The sequence below is a fragment of the Streptomyces sp. NPDC001315 genome (assembly GCF_042896175.1).
Classification (GTDB): domain Bacteria; phylum Actinomycetota; class Actinomycetes; order Streptomycetales; family Streptomycetaceae; genus Streptomyces.
On record NZ_JBIAWZ010000030.1, the window covers coordinates 51,058 to 70,807 of the forward strand.

General features: G+C 71.1%; 16 protein-coding genes. 5 read left to right on the plus strand and 11 right to left on the minus strand.

Annotated elements, in window-relative coordinates; all coding sequences use genetic code 11:
- Positions 1 to 6 precede the first annotated feature (6 nt).
- Positions 7 to 654, minus strand: a complete 648-nt coding sequence (locus tag ACFY16_RS39785) for an HAD family hydrolase (RefSeq protein ID WP_390652116.1) — start codon at positions 652 to 654, stop codon at positions 7 to 9.
- A complete protein-coding gene (locus ACFY16_RS39790; protein WP_390652117.1) occupies positions 647 to 1,951 on the minus strand; it encodes an LCP family protein in 1,305 nt (434 codons plus the stop codon). The genes ACFY16_RS39785 and ACFY16_RS39790 overlap by 8 nt, the downstream gene beginning before the upstream one ends.
- Positions 1,952 to 2,070: 119 nt before the next feature.
- On the opposite strand from ACFY16_RS39790, the gene ACFY16_RS39795 reads away from it, so the two are divergent.
- Positions 2,071 to 2,628, plus strand: a complete 558-nt coding sequence (locus ACFY16_RS39795; RefSeq protein WP_390652118.1) for an acyl-CoA thioesterase — start codon at positions 2,071 to 2,073, stop codon at positions 2,626 to 2,628.
- Positions 2,629 to 2,687: 59 nt separating this feature from the next.
- Here ACFY16_RS39795 and ACFY16_RS39800 read toward each other — a convergent pair whose 3' ends face one another.
- On the minus strand, positions 2,688 to 4,049 hold the full coding sequence (locus ACFY16_RS39800) for an LCP family protein (protein WP_390652145.1): 1,362 nt from the start codon (positions 4,047 to 4,049) through the stop codon (positions 2,688 to 2,690).
- A 231-nt stretch (positions 4,050 to 4,280) separates the two neighbouring features.
- On the opposite strand from ACFY16_RS39800, the gene ACFY16_RS39805 reads away from it, so the two are divergent.
- Positions 4,281 to 5,336: a glycosyltransferase family 2 protein gene (locus tag ACFY16_RS39805; protein ID WP_390652119.1), complete on the plus strand. Its 1,056-nt coding sequence runs from the start codon at positions 4,281 to 4,283 to the stop codon at positions 5,334 to 5,336.
- Positions 5,337 to 5,414: 78 nt separating this feature from the next.
- On the opposite strand, the gene ACFY16_RS39810 is transcribed toward ACFY16_RS39805, so the two are convergent.
- The 4 genes from ACFY16_RS39810 to ACFY16_RS39825 all read right to left on the minus strand — a co-directional run bounded on the left by ACFY16_RS39810 (position 5,415) and on the right by ACFY16_RS39825 (position 11,684).
- Complete coding sequence (locus tag ACFY16_RS39810; RefSeq protein WP_390652120.1) at positions 5,415 to 7,004, minus strand: LCP family protein; 1,590 nt, start codon at positions 7,002 to 7,004, stop codon at positions 5,415 to 5,417.
- Between the two features lie 111 nt (positions 7,005 to 7,115).
- Positions 7,116 to 8,885, minus strand: a complete 1,770-nt coding sequence (locus tag ACFY16_RS39815; RefSeq protein WP_390652121.1) for an LCP family protein — start codon at positions 8,883 to 8,885, stop codon at positions 7,116 to 7,118.
- A gap of 241 nt (positions 8,886 to 9,126) precedes the next feature.
- Positions 9,127 to 10,374, minus strand: coding sequence for an LCP family protein (locus tag ACFY16_RS39820; RefSeq protein ID WP_390652122.1), 1,248 nt, complete (start codon positions 10,372 to 10,374; stop codon positions 9,127 to 9,129).
- A gap of 551 nt (positions 10,375 to 10,925) precedes the next feature.
- Positions 10,926 to 11,684 (minus strand): TIGR03089 family protein, encoded by a 759-nt coding sequence (locus tag ACFY16_RS39825; protein ID WP_390652123.1) that lies wholly within the window; start codon positions 11,682 to 11,684, stop codon positions 10,926 to 10,928.
- A 121-nt stretch (positions 11,685 to 11,805) separates the two neighbouring features.
- On the opposite strand from ACFY16_RS39825, the gene ACFY16_RS39830 reads away from it, so the two are divergent.
- The gene (locus tag ACFY16_RS39830; RefSeq protein ID WP_390652146.1) at positions 11,806 to 13,341 is read left to right on the plus strand and encodes an N-acetylmuramoyl-L-alanine amidase; all 1,536 of its coding nucleotides are present in this window, start codon (positions 11,806 to 11,808) and stop codon (positions 13,339 to 13,341) included.
- A gap of 159 nt (positions 13,342 to 13,500) precedes the next feature.
- Complete coding sequence (locus tag ACFY16_RS39835) at positions 13,501 to 14,583, plus strand: sugar phosphate nucleotidyltransferase (protein ID WP_390652124.1); 1,083 nt, start codon at positions 13,501 to 13,503, stop codon at positions 14,581 to 14,583.
- A gap of 198 nt (positions 14,584 to 14,781) precedes the next feature.
- On the opposite strand, the gene ACFY16_RS39840 is transcribed toward ACFY16_RS39835, so the two are convergent.
- The 4 genes from ACFY16_RS39840 to ACFY16_RS39855 form a co-directional block, all read right to left on the minus strand.
- Complete coding sequence (locus tag ACFY16_RS39840; protein WP_390652125.1) at positions 14,782 to 15,783, minus strand: DNA-3-methyladenine glycosylase family protein; 1,002 nt, start codon at positions 15,781 to 15,783, stop codon at positions 14,782 to 14,784.
- 66 nt (positions 15,784 to 15,849) lie between these two features.
- Positions 15,850 to 17,181: a coenzyme F420-0:L-glutamate ligase gene (locus ACFY16_RS39845; RefSeq protein ID WP_390652126.1), complete on the minus strand. Its 1,332-nt coding sequence runs from the start codon at positions 17,179 to 17,181 to the stop codon at positions 15,850 to 15,852.
- Positions 17,178 to 18,137: a 2-phospho-L-lactate transferase gene (gene cofD / locus ACFY16_RS39850; protein WP_390652127.1), complete on the minus strand. Its 960-nt coding sequence runs from the start codon at positions 18,135 to 18,137 to the stop codon at positions 17,178 to 17,180. Before cofD ends, ACFY16_RS39845 begins: the two co-directional genes overlap by 4 nt.
- Positions 18,138 to 18,192: 55 nt before the next feature.
- The gene (locus ACFY16_RS39855) at positions 18,193 to 18,705 is read right to left on the minus strand and encodes a cysteine dioxygenase (RefSeq protein WP_390652128.1); all 513 of its coding nucleotides are present in this window, start codon (positions 18,703 to 18,705) and stop codon (positions 18,193 to 18,195) included.
- Positions 18,706 to 19,385: 680 nt separating this feature from the next.
- Here ACFY16_RS39855 and ACFY16_RS39860 point away from each other — a divergent pair.
- Positions 19,386 to 19,649, plus strand: a complete 264-nt coding sequence (locus ACFY16_RS39860; RefSeq protein WP_003975777.1) for a WhiB family transcriptional regulator — start codon at positions 19,386 to 19,388, stop codon at positions 19,647 to 19,649.
- The last annotated feature ends 101 nt before the right edge of the window (positions 19,650 to 19,750 follow it).

Here is a 19,750-nt window from a genome sequence, read left to right on the forward strand (position 1 = left end):
CCCCGCTCAGGCGAACAGCGGCTCCAGGGCCCGTGCCAGGTCCGGTGCCCCCCGGAAGTGCACGGTCCGCATGCCCAGTGCGGCCGCGGCCTCCACGTTCTCCTCGGTGTCGTCGACGAACAGGCACCGGTCGAGGCGTACGCCCGCCCGGGCCGCCGCGAGTTCGTAGATGCGGGGGTCGGGTTTGGCCAGGCCCACGCGGGCGCTGCTGACGACATGGTCGGCGAGGTCGGTCAGGCCGAGCGAGTCGAGGTCGGCCTCCAGGCCGAGGGTGGCGTTGGTGAGGAGGACCAGCGGCACCCGGGTGCGGGCCCGGCGCAGCAGGGACACCACCGTCTCGTCGGCGTGGAAGGGCGACTCCAGCAGGGCGGTGCCGAGCTCCCAGGCCGTCGTCTCGGGCACCAGCCCGGTCAGGCCGCGGGCGATGGACTCCACCCACTCCTGCTCGGTGGCCAGCCCCAGCAGCACCGGCAGGTCCACCTCCGGGGCGAAGGCCACCTTCATCGTCGTGCCCTCGGCCAGTCCGGCGGCGCGCTCCAGCGCCTCCAGGGCGGCCGGGTCGAAGTGCCGGATGACGTTGTCGACGTCACACAGCACCGCGTCGAACGGCGGTCTGTGCCCGGGCGGGGTGCTCGGGCCGGTCGGGTCAGTCACTCGACACCGTGACCTTCTCGTCGTTGTTCAGCTCGTTCACCAGTGTCTTCACCTTCGCCTTGTCCCAGACGAGGTTGCCGCCGGTCGAGCCCGAGATCGGCATGTTCATCGACGTGCCGTCGCCGCCGTTGACGCCCTTCATCGCGAAGAACATGGAGCCCAGGTCCCACAGACCCATGTCCTTGTCGACGATCAGGGAGTCCAGGCCCGCGCCCATGGTCGGGTAGAGCTTGAAGGGGTTCAGGACCGTCGACGGGGTGGCCACCTGGTGGGCCAGCGCGGCGAGGAACTTCTGCTGGTTCTTCGTGCGCTCCAGGTCGGACGCGGCGAAGGCGTGCCGGGTGCGGACGAAGGCCAGGGCCTCCTCACCGTTCAGGGTCTGCTTGCCGGCCTTGAAGTCGGCGCCCGAGTACTTGTCCTTGAACGCCTTGTCGATGGTGATGTCCACACCGCCGACCGCGTCCACGATGCTCGCGAAGCCGTTGAAGCCGATCTCGACGTAGTGGTCGATGTGCAGACCGGTGTTGTACTCGATGGTGCGCACCAGCAGCGTCGGCCCGTCCTCCGCGTACGCCGCGTTCAGCTTCACGTGCCGGCCCGTGCCCTGGAAGGTCTTGCCGGACTCGGAGCCCTTGTACGTCGGTATCTCCACGTCCGAGTCGCGGGGCAGCGAGATCAGCGTGTCGCCGTTGCTGCCGACGTGCAGGATCATCATCGAGTCGGTGCGCTTGCCCTCGGCGGAGCCCGTGTGCAGCTCTTTCTTGTCCGCGGCGGACATGCCCTCACGGCTGTCGGAGCCGACGATCAGGTAGTTCGTGCCGTCGCCGGCGTCGGGCCGGTCGATGACCGTCGACAGGTCGACCTCGCGGCGCAGCTTGCCGTCGGCCCAGAAGTACGTGCCGACGGTCGTCGCCACCAGCACGGTCACGACGGTGATCGCCGTCCACTTGATGCGGCGGCGCCAGTTCGGCCGGGGCCGGGGACCGCGCGCACCGGGCCCCTCCGGGCCGCCGGGACCGCCACCGGGCGAGCCGTAGACCTGGCCGGTGTTGTAGCCGCTGTCGTATGCGCCGTCGTAGCCCTGGCCGTCGGTGTACGACGGCTGCTGCGGGATGCCGTTGCCGTACGGCGGCGCGGACGGGCCGGGGCCGTAGCCGCCCCCCTGTCCGGGCGGAGTCGTCGGGCCGCGGCGGACCTGCCGCATCACGCGCGCACTCTCAGGCTGTGCGCTCGCGCTGCCACGTCCGTACTGGCGGCCGTCGTTTGCGTCGGACCATCCCTCGGGCCAATCGTTCATGGGCCCCAGTGTGCAGGGACCGACTGTGTGCCTTACAAGGGTCGTCGGAAAATCAGGGCCCCGCTGTTGCGAAGCTGACACAAATTCCCCGGATGTGACCTCGGCATAAGGTGGAGGCCATGACAGACCAGGCTCTCGCAGCGGAGTCGGAAACGCCGGACATCCCCGGCAGGCCGACCTCCGCCTCCCGCACCACCCTCAGCCACATCATGACCCACAACGACACCAATCTGCTGGGCACGGTGCACGGCGGGGTGATCATGAAGCTGGTCGACGACGCGGCGGGCGCGGTGGCCGGCCGGCACAGCGGCGGTCCCGCCGTCACCGCGTCCATGGACGAGATGGCGTTCCTCGAGCCGGTCCGCGTCGGCGACCTCGTGCATGTGAAGGCCCAGGTCAACTGGACCGGCCGGACCTCGATGGAGGTCGGTGTGCGGGTCCTGGCCGAGCGGTGGAACGAGTCCGCCCCCGCCACCCAGGTCGGCTCGGCGTACCTGGTCTTCGCCGCGGTGGACGCCGACGGCAAGCCGCGCCGGGTACCGCCGGTGCTCCCCGAGACGGAACGCGACAAGCGCCGCTACCAGGAGGCCCAGATCCGCCGCACCCACCGCCTGGCCCGCCGACGGGCGATCATGGAACTGCGGGAGAGGCGGGCTGCGGAGGGCATCGAGGACTGAGGGACGGGCATACCTCCGGTCGGCGAGGACCGGAGGGTCCTACGGGCCTGCCGCCGCCGCTACGAGCACCCCACCTCGTCCCCCCGTACCGCCCCGAACTGCCCTTGCCGCGGGTCCTCCGCCCGCACCTTCCGCACGTCGCGGAAGTCCGACCCGGCGATCACCTTCAGCACCGGCCCCTGGCCCTGCACGGCCCGCAGCTCGCTGCCCGGCAGGGCGGCCGCCAGGGACTTCGCCGAGCGGTCCCAGCGGGGGTCGTAGACGATGACGGTGCGCTCCACGGTGTGGTCGACGGCGTTGACGGGGCGGCGGGTGGTGCGGAAGCCGGTGGCGGCCAGCGCGGCGTCGACGCGCCTGCCGAGCCCCGGGGTGACCGTGCCGTTCTGCACCTGGACCTGGATCTGCTGCGGGGCCACGTCCACGCGCTCTGCCGTGCTGCGGGGGCGGTGCCCGGCCAGGGGTTTGTCGTCGCGCAGGGACTGAAAGAGGCGCTCGGACTTCGCGGGGTCCCACTTCAGCGTGGAGCCGATGCCCTTGACGGCGTATCCCATCCGGCCGATGGGCACGGTGGTGAACTCCGAGGAGGAGGGGGAGAAGCCGCGCATCGCCCGGCCGAGGTTCAGCAGCTCGTCCGCGCCGAAGCCCTTGTCCGCGCGTACCGAGCCCAGCACGGCCCGGGTGACGTCCCGGAACCGGATCGGGTTCAGCAGCACCCCGGAGGAGGTGGCCCGGTCCACCAGTGCCGCCAGGAAGCGCTGCTGGCGCTGCATCCGGCCCAGGTCGGAGGCGCCGTCGACGTGCCGGGAGCGGACGTACTGGAGGGCCTGCCCGCCCATGAGCATGTGGGTGCCGGCCGGGAGGTCGAGTCCGGTGTAGGAGTCCTTCATCGGCTGCGCGGTGCAGATCTTCACGCCGCCGAGTACGTCCACCGTCTTCATGAAGCTGGTGAAGTCGACCTCCAGATAGTGGTCGATCTTCACGTGGGTCATGTTCTCGATGGTGCGCACGGTCAGCTGGGGGCCGCCCTCCGCGTAGGCCGCGTTGAGCTTGATGGGGTGGCCCTGGTGCTGCCGGCCGGTGGTCTGGTCGGTGTGCGGGGGCACGTCGGCGTAGCTGTCGCGCGGCAGGCTCACCACGGTCGCCCGCTCCCGGTCCTCCGAGATGTGCACGATCATGATCGTGTCGGTGCAGTGGCAGGGGGCGCCGCCGAGCCGGTACCTCTGCCGCTCGACCTCGGTGATCTTGTCGCGGCCGTCGGTGCCGACCAGCAGGATGTTCATGCCGTGGCCCGCCCGGGGGCGGTTCTTCATGTCCTTGAAGGGGTCGACCCGCGCGATGTCCGCGTCCAGGCTCGCGATCACAGAGTGCCCGATTCCGGCGGAGGCGAGCACCACCACGGAGAGCGTGGTCACCGCCCGCATGGCCCAGCGCGGCTTCCTGCGCCGTACGGGGGGCCGCGGCACGCGACGGGACGGCTGCGGGCGGCGCTGTGGCCGGGCAGGGGACAGGGGCGGGCTGGACAAGGAGGACACCTCCGGACGACGGCCGTACGTGGGATCCGTGAGCACCGTAGGCCGATACGATCTGTCGCCCGGTGCAGTGCACCCGGCGGCGCGCACCGGTGTCCCCCGTTCGCGGTAACGTGAGCACCGATGAACGCCAAGTCCGACGTGCAGCTTCCCGCCGTGTCCGTGATCATGCCCGTCCTCAACGAGGAACGGCATCTGCGCGGAGCAGTCCAAGCGATCCTCGCGCAGGAGTACGCCGGCGAGATGGAGGTCGTGATCGCCATCGGTCCGTCCACGGACCGTACGGACGAGATCGCCGCCGAACTCGTCCGCGAAACCGCGCCCAACAAGAACAAGCGCGTGCACACCGTGCCGAACCCGACCGGTCGTACACCCGCCGCCCTGAACGCCGCGATCAAGGCCTCCCGCCACCCGATCGTCGTCCGCGTCGACGGCCACGGCATGCTCTCGCCGAACTACATCGCCACCGCCGTACGGCTCCTGGAGGAGACCGGCGCGCAGAACGTCGGCGGCATCATGCACGCCGAGGGCGAGAACGACTGGGAGCACGCGGTGGCCGCGGCCATGACCTCGAAGATCGGCGTCGGCAACGCCGCCTTCCACACGGGCGGGCAGGCCGGCCCGGCCGAGACGGTGTACCTGGGCGTCTTCCGGCGCGAGGCGCTGGAGCAGCAGGGCGGCTACAACGAGGAGTTCATCCGCGCCCAGGACTGGGAGCTGAACTTCCGGATCAGGGAGGCGGGCGGCCTCATCTGGTTCTCGCCCGAGCTGAGGGTGTCGTACCGGCCGCGCCCCAGCGTGAAGGCGCTCGCCAAGCAGTACAAGGACTACGGCCGCTGGCGGCACGTCGTCGCCCGCTACCACGAGGGCTCCATCAACCTGCGCTACCTCGCTGCGCCGGCCGCCGTGTGCGGGATCGCGGCGGGTGTCGTGGTGGGCGCTGTCCTGACCCCGTGGGGCTTCGTGATCCCCGGCGGTTACCTCGCGGCGATCGCCGCCGGGTCGCTGCCCGCGGGCAGGGGACTGCCGCTGAAGGCGCGGCTGCGGATCCCGGTCGCGCTGGCCACCATGCACATGTCGTGGGGGTGGGGCTTCCTCACCAGCCCCAAGTCGCTGGCCAAGAGGGTCATCGCGTCCCGGCGGCCCGCGGTGCTCAGCTCCCACCGAAGCTCCCACTGAGACGACGTCCACGGAACACGTTTCGGCCCGGACCGCGATCGCGGTCCGGGCCGAAACATGTCCGGTGGCGGGGTGTACCTACCAGGTGTAAGCCGGGTTGACCTTCATGCACTGCGAGGTGTCGGACGCGTTGATCGCCTCAGCGGTCTCCGGCGTCTTGTCGTCGTCCGCCGGCGCCTTGTACGTCGTCCCCGACCGCCAGTCCGCGCCCACCACGAGCGTCACGCCGGAGACGTCGGTGGACTTCTCCACCGCGCTCGTCGGGATGCCCAGCGCCTTCGCGACCCGCTCGGCGTCGCCCTGGAGGTCGGTGCTGGGGTAGCGGATCAGGGTGGTGTCCTCGGCCGTGGCCGCCGAGGTGTCCGCCGCGGACTGGGTGAAGCCCTTGCCGACCAGCAGCTGGGCCACCGCCGTAGCCCGTCCGCCGACCGGGCCGAGGGCGCTGGTGCGGGTGCCGTTCTGGACCTGGACCGCGATCTTGTCGTCCGCGGCGGCCGGGTCCTTGGTCGTCTGCGTGGTGGTGGTCTTCTTCTTGTCCTTGCCGTCGAGGGCGATGTCCTCGCGCACTATGCGGAACAGCTTCGTGGCGTCCGCCGTGGGCTTCACCCGGGCACCGACGTACACGTTCGGCATCGTCGTCATCGTGATGCGGTCCGTCGGGACCTTCTTGAGCTCGTTGGCCAGGTCGTACATCTTCGTGATGGTGCCCAGGCCGTTGTCGACGGTGATCGCCTTCGTGGCCGCCTCGGCGAGTTTGCGCAACTTGTTCGGGTTGGTCAGCTTCGCGTTGGCGCGCAGCTCGCGGACCATCGAGTTCATGTACATGTGCTGCGCCTTGGCGCGCGCGAGGTCGCTGCCGTCCTCGAAGCCGTACCGGGTGCGCAGCCACTGAAGGGCCTGCTTGCCCTTGATCGACGTCGTGCCCTCCCCCAGCTTCAGGCCGGAGCCGTGGCCGGTGGAGGTGTGCGAGTAGACGTTGGCGCTCACGCAGACCGGGACGCCGCCGATGGCGTCCGCCATGGACACCACACCCGAGAAGTCGATCATCATGAAGTGGTCGATGTGGATGTCGGTCAGCTTCTCCCACGTCGCCACCGTGCAGCCCGGACCGCCGCGGCCCAGCGACTGGTTCGTCATGGTGGGCAGGGTGCTCGCCGCATACACCTTGTCGGTGTCGGGGTCCGTGCACTTGGGGATGTCGACCAGGGTGTCGCGCGGCATGCTCACGACCGACATGTTGGTGCGGTCGGCGGAGATGTGCAGAAGCATCTGGACGTCGGCGAGCGGGGTGCCGTTGAAGGTCTCCTTGGCGCCGCCGAGCTTCTGGTTCTCCTCGGTGTCCCGTGCGTCCGAACCGATCAGCAGGATGTTCAGCGCGGTCTGACCCGCCGCGTTCGCCTTCGTCCTGGTCGCCCTGTCCTTCTCGTCACCGATGTTCAGGGCGTCCTTCTGGATGTTGTTGTTCAGATGCCGGTAGTACAGATAACCGGCACCCGCGGTGCCCAGTATGACCACCGCCATGACGGTCGCCGACCAGCGCAGCACGCGCCGTCTGCGCCCCGGTTTGCCGGTGCCGCGGCCCCTGCCCCGGCGGCCCCCACCGCCGTGCCGTCCGTGGCCCGCTGGTGCCTCGTCGCCCTGCGGTGTGAGCGACGTAGTGTCCTCCACCGCGGGCGCCTCCCCCCGCACACTGCTCTGCGTCAACTCCCAGCCCTCCCCACCCTGCGCCTGACACGGGTCCGCCCCGCGTCTTCCAAGACGCGTGGCGGACCCGTTAGGTCACTTGGCGCACTCAACCTTGTCCGCTGTGGACGTACCGACCGTGTCCGGCACCTTTGTCGCCGCCGTCATCGAAACGCCCGCACCCTTGAAGTCCTTGCCGAGAGTCAGCGTCATCGCGGGCAGACCTTGTGAGTTGGTCACGCTCTTGCCGGGCTTCAACGCGGATCCGGAGAGACCCATGAGCGCGGCGAGCTTGCGTGCCTGGTCGGCCTGGTCAGGCGCGTACTCGAGTGTTGTCTTGCTCAGAGTCGTCGACGCGTTGCCCGCGTTCTCCGACTTCGTCACGCCCTCATCATTCTGCAGCCAGTTAAGTGTTTCCTGTGCGCTGCCGGTCTCGGCCCCGCCGTTCAGGATCCGCACCCGCACCTCGGAAGCCGCGGACTTGGTGCCCTCGAGACGCTTGGCGGCCTCGGCGGCCTCCTTGCTCTTGGCTTCCTTCTTCTGCGCCGCCACCTCGGTGAAGGAGACGTCCTCCTTGATCATCTGGAAGACGGTGGGTGCCGTGTTCTGGTTGACGACGACTGTGACCGGGACCTTCTCGGCCGGGTTGTCGACCACCGGCACGGTGGTGAAGGTCAGGTTCTTGACGTTGAGCTTGCCCAGCTCCAGACCGAGGTCCTTCAGCTTGCCGATGCTGTTCAGCTTGGAGTCCACGGTCAGCGCCTTGGTGGCCGCCTCGGCCACCTTCACCATCTTCGTCGGGCTGGTGAGCGTGGAGTTGGACTTCAACTTGCGCATCAGCGCGCTGAGGAACTGCTGTTGGAGCGCGATCCGGCTCAGGTCACCGCCGAAGCCGACGGCGTGCCGGGTACGCACGAAGGCGAGTGCCGTCTCGCCCTCGATGTGCCGCGTGCCCTTCTTCAGGTTCAGGTGCGAGTCGGGGTCGTTGATGTCCTTGCCGAGACACACGTCGACCCCGCCGACGGCGGTCGTCAGCGTCTTGACCGCGTTGAAGTCGGCGACCATGAAGTTGTCCGGGGTGATCCCGGTCAGCTCGGTGACCGTGCGCATGGTGCAGCTCGGCGTACGGCCGTCCTGGCCGAGGCTGGTGTTGAACCGCACGTGGTCCGTGCCCGCGATGACCTTGGTGCTGCCGTCCTCCTGCGTGGTCGGGCAGTCCGGGACGTTCACGATCAGGTCGCGCGGGATGCTGAGCGCGGTCGCGTTCGTACGGTCCTTGGAGACGTGCAGCAGGATCGTGGTGTCGGCGTGACCGACGCTGCCGGAGTCGCCGTAGCCCTCGTTGCCCGAGCCGGTGCGCTTGTCGGTGCCGATCACCAGGACGTTGATCGCCTTGTCCTTGTTGAAGCCACCGGTGCTCGCGCCGTCGTCGGGGGAGGACTGGATGTTGCTGTTGAGGTGCTGGATGTAGAGGTATCCCGCTCCGGCTCCGGCGACCAGAACGAAGGCCATCGTGCCGCCGGTCCACAGCAGGATCTTCTTCGCCCGCGACTTCTTCTTCGCCGGCCGCCGGCCCCTCCGTCCGGGCGGCGGCTCCTCGGGCACGCCCCGGCGACGGCGCTGCGGCGGGACCTCGCGGCCCGGCACCTCCGTCTCCCGTCCGGGCGCGGCGGTACGACTGCGCACCGCACCCGCTCCCGCACCCACGGCCCCTGATCCGCGTGACGCGGATCTACGAGGCCCGGGGACCGCCGGTTGCGGTGCGGAAGGAGTCAGTCGCAGTTCGTATTCGCCGGTGTTCGGATTGAGCACCCACTGGTCTGCGGGATCGATATTGTCCGCCCGCCCACGGCCTTGCGCGTCCACGGTTGTCCGAATCCTCCGTCGGGGCCACGCGGCGCCTTCCCCCTCAAAGGCGCTCGGGTCTCGGTCACACAGTGCGCGACCCAAGGAAGGACCTCGCGGCCGGGTGCACCGGATCGCTCACACTATCCGCCCAGTTCAGCGTCAAGCGAGGGACGGTGACAAATTCCACGTCCCTACAACTGGGCAATACGCCCATTTCCTTGAACTGGGCTTCATCGGAGCCGCTGACTTGGCAAGCGCTTTACTCGCAGCCGTCGTCGGCGGCGGTGTTGCCGCGGAAGACGGGGGTCGGAGAGGCAGGCCCCTTTGTATCGGAATCACCGTAATTCTGTTGAGCGTTCCGTGAGACCTTCACCGGCGCGTCCTTGCGCAGCCGCTCGAACAGCAGCTGCGCCTCGGGCTCCACGAGCTGGTCGCGATTGGCGTTGTAGACGTACGACTCCCGCGGAACGGTCAGGAACTGCACGCGTTCGGTGGGAATGTCGCGCAGCCCGCGCACGAGTTCGTAGAGTCCGCGCAGACTCGCCAGATCCGGGTCGGTGGTGAGCGACGACGTCGCCGCGTCCAGTACGGGGTAGAGCTTGACGGGATTCAGCAGCACGTCGTTGCTCCGGACCTTGTTGACGAGCGCTCCGAGGAAGCGCTGCTGCCGGTCCATCCGGTCGGTGTCGCTGCCGTTGCCGAGGGACTTGCGGGCACGGACGTAGCCGAGCGCCTGCTCGCCGTCCAGCGTCACGCGGCCGGCCGGCAGCCGCAGCTTGGCGGCCTTGTCGTCGACCGGCTCCTTCAGGCACACCTCGACACCGTCGACGGCGTCCACCATCTCCTTGAACCCGCTGAAGTCGACGACGACGTAATGGTCGACGCGGACGTCGGTGAGCTTCTCGACGGTACGGACCGAGCAGGCCGAACCGCCCATCGCGAAGGCGTAGTTGAACATCGCGAACATCGGCTCGGTACGGCTGCCGTCCGGACGCAGGCACGAGGGCACGTCCACCATCAGGTCGCGGGGCAGGGAGACGGCGGTGGCGCTGCGCCGGCCCGCGGCCAGGTGCAGCAGGATGGTCGTGTCCGACCGCTCGGTCCCGGAGTCCCGCCCGTACTCGCTGTTCCCGTCCCCCGAGCGCGAGTCCGATCCGATCAGCAGGATGTTCTGCGCGTCGCGGACGAGCGAGGTGGGCCGCTCCTTCTCGTACCGGGCGAGCTCGGCGGCGGCCGCCTCGTCGGCCGTGATGTTGCCGTTCAGCTTCACGTACACGGCCCACCCGGCCCCGGTCGCACCGACGACGAGCAGGGCGACCCCGATCGCCGCCCCCAGCACCCACTGCTGCCGACGTCGCCGCATCAGCCCGTGCCCGGTGGCAGTGGCCCTCGCTCCCGGCCCGAGACGCCGTCCGGTGGACTCCGCACAGCCGACGCCCCGGCCCGGGACGACCCCCGCCGCGTCATCGCCGGTCGGCCCGGAGGGCGTGCCTGCCGTGTCGGTCACGTCTGGGTCCACCCCTCATGGCGTACGAGCATGTCGTGCGGGCCGGGCGTCTCGTGCTGCTCCTACGACCATGGCTCGGGTGGGGCGGGGGTGCGGGTGGGGGTGGGCCGAATGGGGGATGGGGCCGGCTTGGCTGTGCGTGGTCCGCGGGCATGCGTGCCGCCTGGGGCGATGGGGGTTCCCCGCTCGAACACGGCCGAGCGTGGGGGAGGGGGCGCGGGCGGAGCTCCGCAAGCGCCGGGCCGCGCGACTCACGCCCCGGCGGCAACCCCGGACGCCCGGTGAGCCCCGGTCCGGCAGCAGATGTGCCGCGCCGCCGGTGAGCCCCGTCCCGGCTGCAGGTGTGCCGCGCCGCCGGTGAGCCCCGTCCCGGCTGCAGGTGTATCGCGCCGCCGGTGAGCCCCGTTCCGGCAGCAGGTGTATCGCGCCGCCGGTGAGCCCCGTTCCGGCTGCAGGTGTATCGCGCCGCCGGTGAGCCCCGGTCCGGCAGCAGATGTGCCGCGCCGCCGGTGAGCCCCGGTCCGGCCACAGGCGTACCGCCGGCCGCGTGGCTACCGCGCCGTCGCCGTGACCCGCTCACTCTCGATCCGCTTCGCCAGCCCCTCGTCCCCCAGCTCCCCCAGATGCCGGCACAGCACCACGGACCCGCCGCTCGCCAACGGCGCGTACAACCCGGCGCTCAGCCCCTCCCACGTGTCGTACGGCAGGCCCGACAGCAGTCGCGCCCCGGGCCCCGTAAGCCCCAGCCCGGCCGCATCGCCCCGCGCCCGCTCCACGACCTCGGCCCCCGTGAGCTCCGCCCCGGCCACGATCAGCGCGGGCTCCTCCGGGTCCACGGGGGCGTACGGCGCGAACCGGTCGCCGTAACTCGGCACGTCCACCGCGTAGTCGGCGTAGCCCTCCGGCGGCCCCGGCAGGAACCGCCTCCCGAGCGGCGCCAGCGACAACGCGTACCGTTCCCCCCGGCACGCCAGCCCCGCCTCGAACTGTCCCGGCCCGGCCACCACGAAGTCCGCCCGCCCCGGGTCCCCCGCCACATCCGCGACGACACCCACCGACGAACACGCCAGCAGCCACACCGCCGTCTGCCAGTGCGCGGGCAGCAGCAGCGAGACCCGGTCGCCCGGTTCGGCGGACAGTCCGTCCTGGAGGAGGTTGGCGGTCTTGGCCACCCAATTGGCGAAGGTGGCCACGGACAATTCGACACGTTCGCCCGTGGCGTCGTCGTAGAAGGTCACCAGGGGGCGCGCGGGATCCGCGGCGAGCGCGGAACGCAGCAGGTCGGCAGGGGTGCGATCGGTGGCGTTCACCCGCGCAAGCGTACGCGGGCGCCGCCGCGCACACCTACCGGCGGGCCGCCCGCGGGCCACCGGTTCGGCGGAACGGCACCCGACGGTCCGTCAACTCACCGATGGACAGATATGTATGACTATGTCCAGGATCGTCGGCATGCGTGGACTGCTTACTTCCTCGATCGGTGTCACCTGTGCGGCTGCCCTCGCCCTGCCACTGACCCCGCCCGCCGCCGCGGCTGCGGGCGGGGCGTACGCGAGCCCGGCCCCGACCGCGGAGGCGGCGGCCCCCGCCACGGCCCGGGCCGCCGAGCCGGACCTGCCCGGCAGCACCCGGTCGCTGCCCCTCGCCCCCCTCACCAGCGACCGCGATGGCTCCGCCACGCGCCCCCCGGGCGTCGGCACCGCCGAACAGGGCCTACTGCGCCGCAACGTCAGCCACTTCTCCCTGGTCGGCGTCGTCTGGGACGACCCGGACACCGAACTGCACGGCCGCGTCGAGGTCCGCACCCGGGCCGTCGGCACCGGTGCCTGGTCCGGCTGGCAGGACGTCGAGACGCACAACGGCGACCACGGCGCCGACCCCGACACCCCCGAACGCACCTCGGGCCATGTGCGCGGAGCCACGGCGCCCCTGTGGGTGGGTGACTCGGACGGGGTCGAGGTACGGGTCCGCGCCGTGCCCGGCACGGACGGCCCGAGCCACGTCGAGGAGACGGCCCGCGGCCCGCGGACAGTGACTGAGCCCGGGTCCCCGCTGCCCTCCGGCCTGCGTCTCGAACTCGTCGACCCCGGACGCGCGGACTCCGGCCTGGCCGCCCCCGGCGCACGGCCGGGCCCGGCCCACGCGCCGGTGGCCGCCCCGCGCGCGGGCGGCACGGGCCCCCGTTTCCCGCGTCCGGGCGCCGAGGGTGAACTGACCGCCGAGGCAGCCGCCGTCTCCGCCACCAACACCGACCTCGTACCGCTCGGTGCCACCGAGGTCCCGGCGCTGACCCGGCAGCAGACCGAGCAGGAGCTGCGCACCCTGCCCACCGCCGACCCGGAGGAACGGCAGCGGACGAAGCCGTACATCGGCCCGCGCCCGCGCATCGTCACGCGGCGCGGCTGGGGCGCGAACGAGAACCTGCGGGAGAAGGGGTTCTCCTACACGAAGAAGGTCAAGGCGGCCTTCGTGCACCACACGGCCTCCGGCAACAAGTACCAGTGTTCGCAAGTGTCTTCAGTCATCCGCAGTATCTACCGCTACCACGTCAAGAGCATGGGCTGGCGTGACATCGGCTACAACTTCCTCGTCGACAAGTGCGGAAACATCTACGAGGGGCGCGCCGGGGGCGTGGCGAAGCCGGTCAAGGGTGCGCACACGCTCGGTTTCAACAGCGACAGCATGGGGATCGCCGTCATCGGCACCTTCGGCTCCACCAAACCGACCTCCGCGGCCGTGAAGGCCATCGCCCGGCTGACGGCCTGGAAGCTGGGCCTCTTCGGGGCCGATCCACGCGGAAAGACATATCTGACGTCCGGCGGTGGCAATCTCTACCGAAAAGGTAAGAAGGTACGACTGAATGTGATCTCCGGTCACCGGGACGGGTTCGCCACGGACTGCCCAGGGCAGCGGCTCTACGGCAAGCTCGGCTCGGCCCGCAAGACCGCGGCCCGCTACCAGGGGCGCTGACGGCCGGGAGCGCGTTCGGCGGGGCACACCGCCGTCGGGGGACAGCCGGGGAACAGTGGCGGACACCGTACGGCGAGCGAAGACGCCAACGAACGGTCTGCATACACTGACCGGCCGAAAGACAGTTCGGCCGGTCCCGGCAGGAAGCAGAGGCGACAGGTGGCAGAAGCGATTCTCTTGGTCGGTGGCAAGGGAACCAGGCTGCGCCCGCTCACGGTGCACACGCCCAAGCCCATGGTCCGGGCGGCCGGGGTGCCGTTCCTCACGCACCAGCTGGCGAGAGCGAGAGCCGCGGGCGTGGACCACATCGTCCTCGCCACGTCCTACCTGGCCGAGGTCTTCGAGCCGTACTTCGGTGACGGTTCGGCGCTGGGCCTCCACATCGAGTACGTCACCGAGGAGGAGCCCCTCGGCACGGGCGGCGCGATCCGCAACGTCGCCTCCCGCCTGCACTCCGGCCCCGACGACCCGGTACTGGTCTTCAACGGCGACATCCTCACGGGCCTGGACATCGGGGCCCTGGTGCGCACGCACGAGTCGACCGGCGCGGACGTCTCCCTCCACCTGACCAAGGTGACGGACCCGCGCGCGTACGGCCTGGTCCCCACGGACGAGACCGGCCGCGTCCTGGCGTTCCTGGAGAAGCCCCAGACGCCCGAGGAGATCGTCACCGACCAGATCAACGCGGGGGCGTACGTCTTCCGCCGCTCGGTCATCGACACGATCCCGCGGGGCCGCCCGGTCTCCGTCGAACGCGAGACCTTCCCGGACCTGCTCGCCGCGGGAGCCCACCTCCAGGGCCTGGTCGACTCCACGTACTGGCTCGATCTCGGCACCCCGGCGGCCTTCGTACGGGGCTCGGCGGACCTGGTCCTGGGCCGCGCCCCCTCTCCGGCCGTCCCCGGCCGCTGCGGCGACCGCCTCATCCTCCCGACGGCCACGGTCGCCCCCGACGCCAAGCTGACCGGCGGCACGGTGGTGGGGGAGGGCGCGTTCGTCGCGGAGGGCGCCCGCGTCTTCGGCAGCACGATCCTGCCCGGCGCCGTCATCGAACCCGGCGCCGTCATCACCGACTCCCTCATCGGCACCCGCGCCCGCGTCGGCCGACGCACCATCCTCACCGGCACGTTCATCGGCGACGGCGCGGTCATCGGCGCCGACAACGAACTCCGCGACGGCGTACGCGTGTGGTGCGACGCCCGGATCCCGGCGGGGTCGGTGCGGTTCTCCTCCGACCAGTAGCCGGTGCGGGCGGGCAGAGGGCGCGGCTCTCGGGGGCTGCGCCCACCCCCGTGGCTTGCCGCCAGCAGGCTCGTGTGCCGCCGGGGGCTGGGTAAGCGCCGGGCTTCGCGAACCACCCGACCCCTGCACCAGCGCAGGCGAGCACTGCACGTGGGGGCAGTGCACCCCGCTCCCGAGGCGCACCCCGGGCTCCGCGCCTCACAACTGACCGATGTCCCCGCGAGGCATCTTCGGCGCCCGCCGAGCCGGCACCCTCCCGCTCAGCAGAATCAACCGCGCCGCCCGATGCCGCTGCCCCGCATACGGCTCCAGCAGCTCCAGCATCACGGCGTCATCCGCATACCGGTCCCCGGCGAGGGCCCACCCCACGATCCCCGGCAGATGCAGATCCCCGACGGTCACCGCATCCGGCGCGCCATGACTGCGCTGCACGGTCTCCGCCGACGTCCACGGCCCGATCCCCGGCACGACCTCCAGCCGCGCTTGCGCATCCCCGGGCTCCATTCGCACCGCCTCCTCCAGTCGCGCGGCGACCCGCACGGCCCGCAGGATCGTCGACGCCCGCTTGTTGTCGACGCCGGCCCGATGCCACTCCCAGGACGGAATCAGCGCCCACGTCCGCGGCGCGGGCATCACCCACATTCGTCCGTCCACGGGCCCAGGCGCGGGCTCCCCGTACTTCCTCACCAGCAGCCGCCACGCCCGGTACGCCTCGTCGGTCGTGACCTTCTGCTCCAGAATCGACGGGATCAACGACTCCAGCACCAGCCCGGTCCGCATCAGCCGCAGCCCCGGCCGCCGATGCCGGGCAGCGGCGACCAGCCGGTGCCGGGGCTCGAAGGCAGCGGGGTCGTCCGCGGCACCGAGCATCTCCGGCAACCGCTCCAGCAGCCACTCCGCGCCCGGCCCCCACGCCTCCCCCCGCACCTCGGCGCCGCGCGCGGCGACCCGCAGCGTCCCGGGCCCGGCGGGCGTCAGGCTGGCCCGCCACACGGACCCGTCCGGCGTCGCCCGGAACGTGGGATCCGCCGGCCCGCGCCGCAGCGGCCCCAGCACCAGCCCCAGATCGAGCGGCCCGTCCGGCACCCACGTCCGCACCCGCCCCGGTGCCGGAGCCGGCCGCGGCACGCCCCCGGGCACGGCGACGTGCCCGCCGCGCACGGTCGTACGGGTGGGGCGCTGAACGAAACGTCCTGCCACGGATGAGATCCCAGGGATGCCGGAGGTGTTCTTCGAGAGTAGGGCTCTTACGCTTTCACGTCCGCGTCACCGCACCTCGATGAACGTTCCCGCATCCCGCTCGGGCCGAGGTCTCGGTTCCTCCGCCGGATGCCCGACCGCGACGGCCCCCATCGGGTCCCAGCCCTCCGGCAGCCCCAGCACCTCGCGCACCACGTCCCGGCAGAACATCGTCGACGACACCCACGCCGACCCCAGCCGCTCCCCGGCCAGCGCGACCAGGAAGTTCTGCACCCCGGCCCCGGCCGCGACCACGAACATCTCCCGCTCGGCGCCGTCCCGCCGGGCGTCCCCGTACGTGTGCGACCCGTCCATGACGAGACACGGCACGACGAGATACGGCGCGCCCCGCAGCACCTCACCGCGCCGCACCCGCTTCGCGATCGACTCCTCGCTCTTCCCGTCCCGCCGCAGGTCGGTGATCCAGGCGTCCCGCATGGCATCCAGCAGCCCGGTCCGCGACTCCGCGGACTCGAGCAGCACGAACCGCCACGGCGTCGTGTGGTGCGGTGCCGGCGCCGTCACCGCCGCGGCCACCGCCCGCCGTACGGCCCCCGGGTCGACGGGCTCGTCCGTGAAGGCCCGTACCGTACGCCGCTGGGTCACCGCCTCCCGTACCGCCTCCGAGGTCCCGAGCCGGAACATGTCGTCGCGTGCGTCGCGCACCATGGCCCGCGCCCCTTCCGTGTCGCCCTCGGCCACCACATGCGGCAGCCCGCGCACGACGGCGACCGGCAGCCCCGAGGCCTTGCCCTTCACCAGATCACCGGCGGCGGCCAGTTCGTCCGCCGTCGCCACGACGGTCGCGCTGAGCGGATTGCCGTGCCCGTCCGTGCCCCCGCGCAGATCGTCGAGCACGTGCACCCCGGCGGCGCCGATCGCGACGTCCGTGAGCCCCGCGCGCCAGGGCCGCCCGAAGGTGTCGGTGACGACGACCCCGATGTTGACGCCAAGGGCGTCCCGCAGCCCGTCCCGTATCGTCCGGGCGGACGCGTCCGGGTCCTCGGGCAGCAACAGCACCGTCCCCGAAGGGGTGTTGGAGGCGTCGACCCCCGCGGCCGCCATCACCAGCCCCTGCCGGTTCTCGACGATCCGCAGCGGACCGCGCCGCGCCACGACCCGTACGGTCTCGGCGTCGATCGCCGCCTCCCGGTCGGTCGCCTCGACGATGCGCCCCTCCGCCTTGGACACGATCTTCGAGGTGACGAGGAGCACGTCGCCGTCGACGAGTCCCGGTGCCGCGGCGGCGATCAGCTTGGCGAGGTCGTCGCCCGCGGTCACCTCGGGGATCCCGGGCACGGCCCAGACCCTGAAGCCGTCGGCGGACACGCCGCGGCCCTCGGCGGAAACGTCGCTCACGCCCCCCGCACCTCCTCCGCCAGCGTCAGCGCCTCCCGGGCCATCCGCGCGGTCGCGTCGAGGTCGGTCATCATCAGCGGTACCGCCCGGCAGCGGATCCCGGCCGCCTCGACCCGCTCCACCACGCCCACGTCCACGGTGTCGACGAGCCAGCCGTCGAGGAGCCCCGAGCCGTAGTGCTCGGCCACCGCCGCGGCCGTGGACTCCACGCCGACCGCCGCGAGCACCTTGTCGGCCATGCCGCGCACGGGCGCGTCCCCGACGATGGGCGACAGGCCCACCACCGGCACCCCGGCGTCGGCGATCGCCTCCCGGATGCCGGGCACGGCGAGGATCGTGCCGACGGAGACGACCGGGTTGGACGGAGGGAAGAGAACGACGTCCGCCTCCGCGATCGCCTCCAGCACCCCCGGCGCCGGCTTCGACTGCTCCGCGCCGACGGGCACGACCGCCTCCGCCGGCACCGACGCCCGCAGCCGCACCCAGTACTCCTGGAAGTGGACCGCCTTGCGCTCGCCGTCCACCTCGACCGCCACGTGCGTCTCCACACGGTCGTCCGTCATCGGGATCAGCCGTACGCCAGGCTTCCAGCGGTCGCAGAGCGCCTGCGTGACCGCGCTGAGCGGATACCCGGCGCCGATCATCTGCGTCCGGACGATGTGCGTGGCGAAGTCCCGGTCGCCCAGCCCGAACCACTCGGGCCCGACGCCGTACGCCGCGAGTTCCTCCTTCAGATGGAAGGTCTCGTCGGCCCGCCCCCAGCCCTGCTCCTCGTTGATGCCGCCGCCGAGCGTGTACATCACCGTGTCGAGGTCCGGACAGACCTTGAGCCCGAAGAGGTGGATGTCGTCCCCGGTGTTGCCGATGACCGTGATGTCCGCGTCCGGCGCGGCCCGCTTCAGACCGCGCAGGAATCGGGCACCACCGATGCCGCCTGCCAGAACCACAATGCGCATGAGGGCAAGTCTCGCAGGCGGCCACGACAACGCGGTATGCGGTTGTGGACAACCCTCACGCGCTCACGACGTCCACCGAGTCGTACGTCGCCGGCGCCGAGCACTGCGGCGCGTGCATCGGCATCTCGGTCAGACCCGGGAAGTAGACGTGCAGGCTGACCGCGGGCTCCAGCGCGTCGTTCACCACCTCGTGCACGTACCCCGGTGCGAAAACCCGCTGCGCGCCGGCATCCAACGCGCGCGTGCCTCGCTCGGTGCGCTCGGTGAGCGCGCCGTCCAGGACGGTCAGCACACCGGAGGAGCGGCCGTGGTCGTGCAGTCCGCTGCCCTGCCCGGGCACCCAGGACAGCAGCCACACCTCGTAGCCGGGGCCGGTGCGCAGCCGGTGGTACCAGCGCGTGGTGGCGTCGTACCGGACGAGGTGCGCCCACTGGGCGCGGTCGGCGGCGATGGAACGGGCGAGGCCGACGAAGTCGGCCACGGTGGCCGGGTGCTCGCGCGGCGGCTGGAGGAGGTGCGGGACTTCGAGGATGTCGCCCGCGATCTGGAGGTCGCTGTCGCTGTTCATGGGGGTGCGGTGGTTCCTCGGCGGAAGAGTGGGGGGCTGGCGGGGTGGCGCGTGCCGTCCGCCCGGATCACGGGCGAGACGGGTGCCCTGGTGCGGGCCTGGGGAACAAGCAGCCGAGTCGCGGTGGACTCAGTGGCAGCCGGAGCGCGTTGGGCTCAACAGCTGGAACAGCAACAGCAACAGCACGCGCGGGCAGCACCGTGGGACCCGGCGACGCGGGTCGGGGTGAGTGCCAAGTTCGCGAGCATGCCCACAAGGACATCGGTTCACACCTTCGCTGTCAACCCGACGCCCGGTATGTGGGACATGTTTCACCTCTTCCGGTTCATCTCCCAGGTGAAAGGTTTGCTCACGCGCCCGCCCGGACACATGGCGCACAACCGGGCGCGCAGGCCTCGTTGCGCGCGTCGGAACGAGATCGAACATCTTGACGTCCTTCTCCGTACAGGGTCTGTGCCGGGCCGCGAGGCCCGTTCGGGGGCCCTCGCATGTGTGCCAAGGTTTATGCCGATTTGAACACTTTCCGCGTGACCTTGGTTCCGCAGAGTGAATAAGGGGCTCAATAGCAGATCTCGGCTTGACTCGCCCGGAGCAGCACACTTGTAATTTCACTCGTGTCGTTCAGCCGAAATCGGTAACGGGCACGGCACGGGGACGCGAAAGACAGACGAGGGGCGCACATGACCGAGCTGGTGCAGCAACTGCTGGTCGACGACGCGGACGAGGAACTCGGCTGGCAGGAGCGCGCGCTGTGCGCCCAGACCGACCCCGAGTCCTTTTTTCCCGAGAAGGGCGGTTCCACTCGCGAGGCCAAGAAGGTCTGCCTCGCCTGTGAGGTCCGCTCCGAGTGCCTCGAGTACGCCCTCGCCAACGACGAGCGCTTCGGCATCTGGGGCGGCCTGTCCGAGCGTGAGCGCCGCCGACTGAAAAAGGCCGCCGTCTGACCGGACGGCACGGAGGCACGCACAGCGGACCATCACGTACATACGTCACGAACGGCCCGTCGCGGGTGGGTTATCCACAGGCGGCGGGCCGCTGTGCTGCC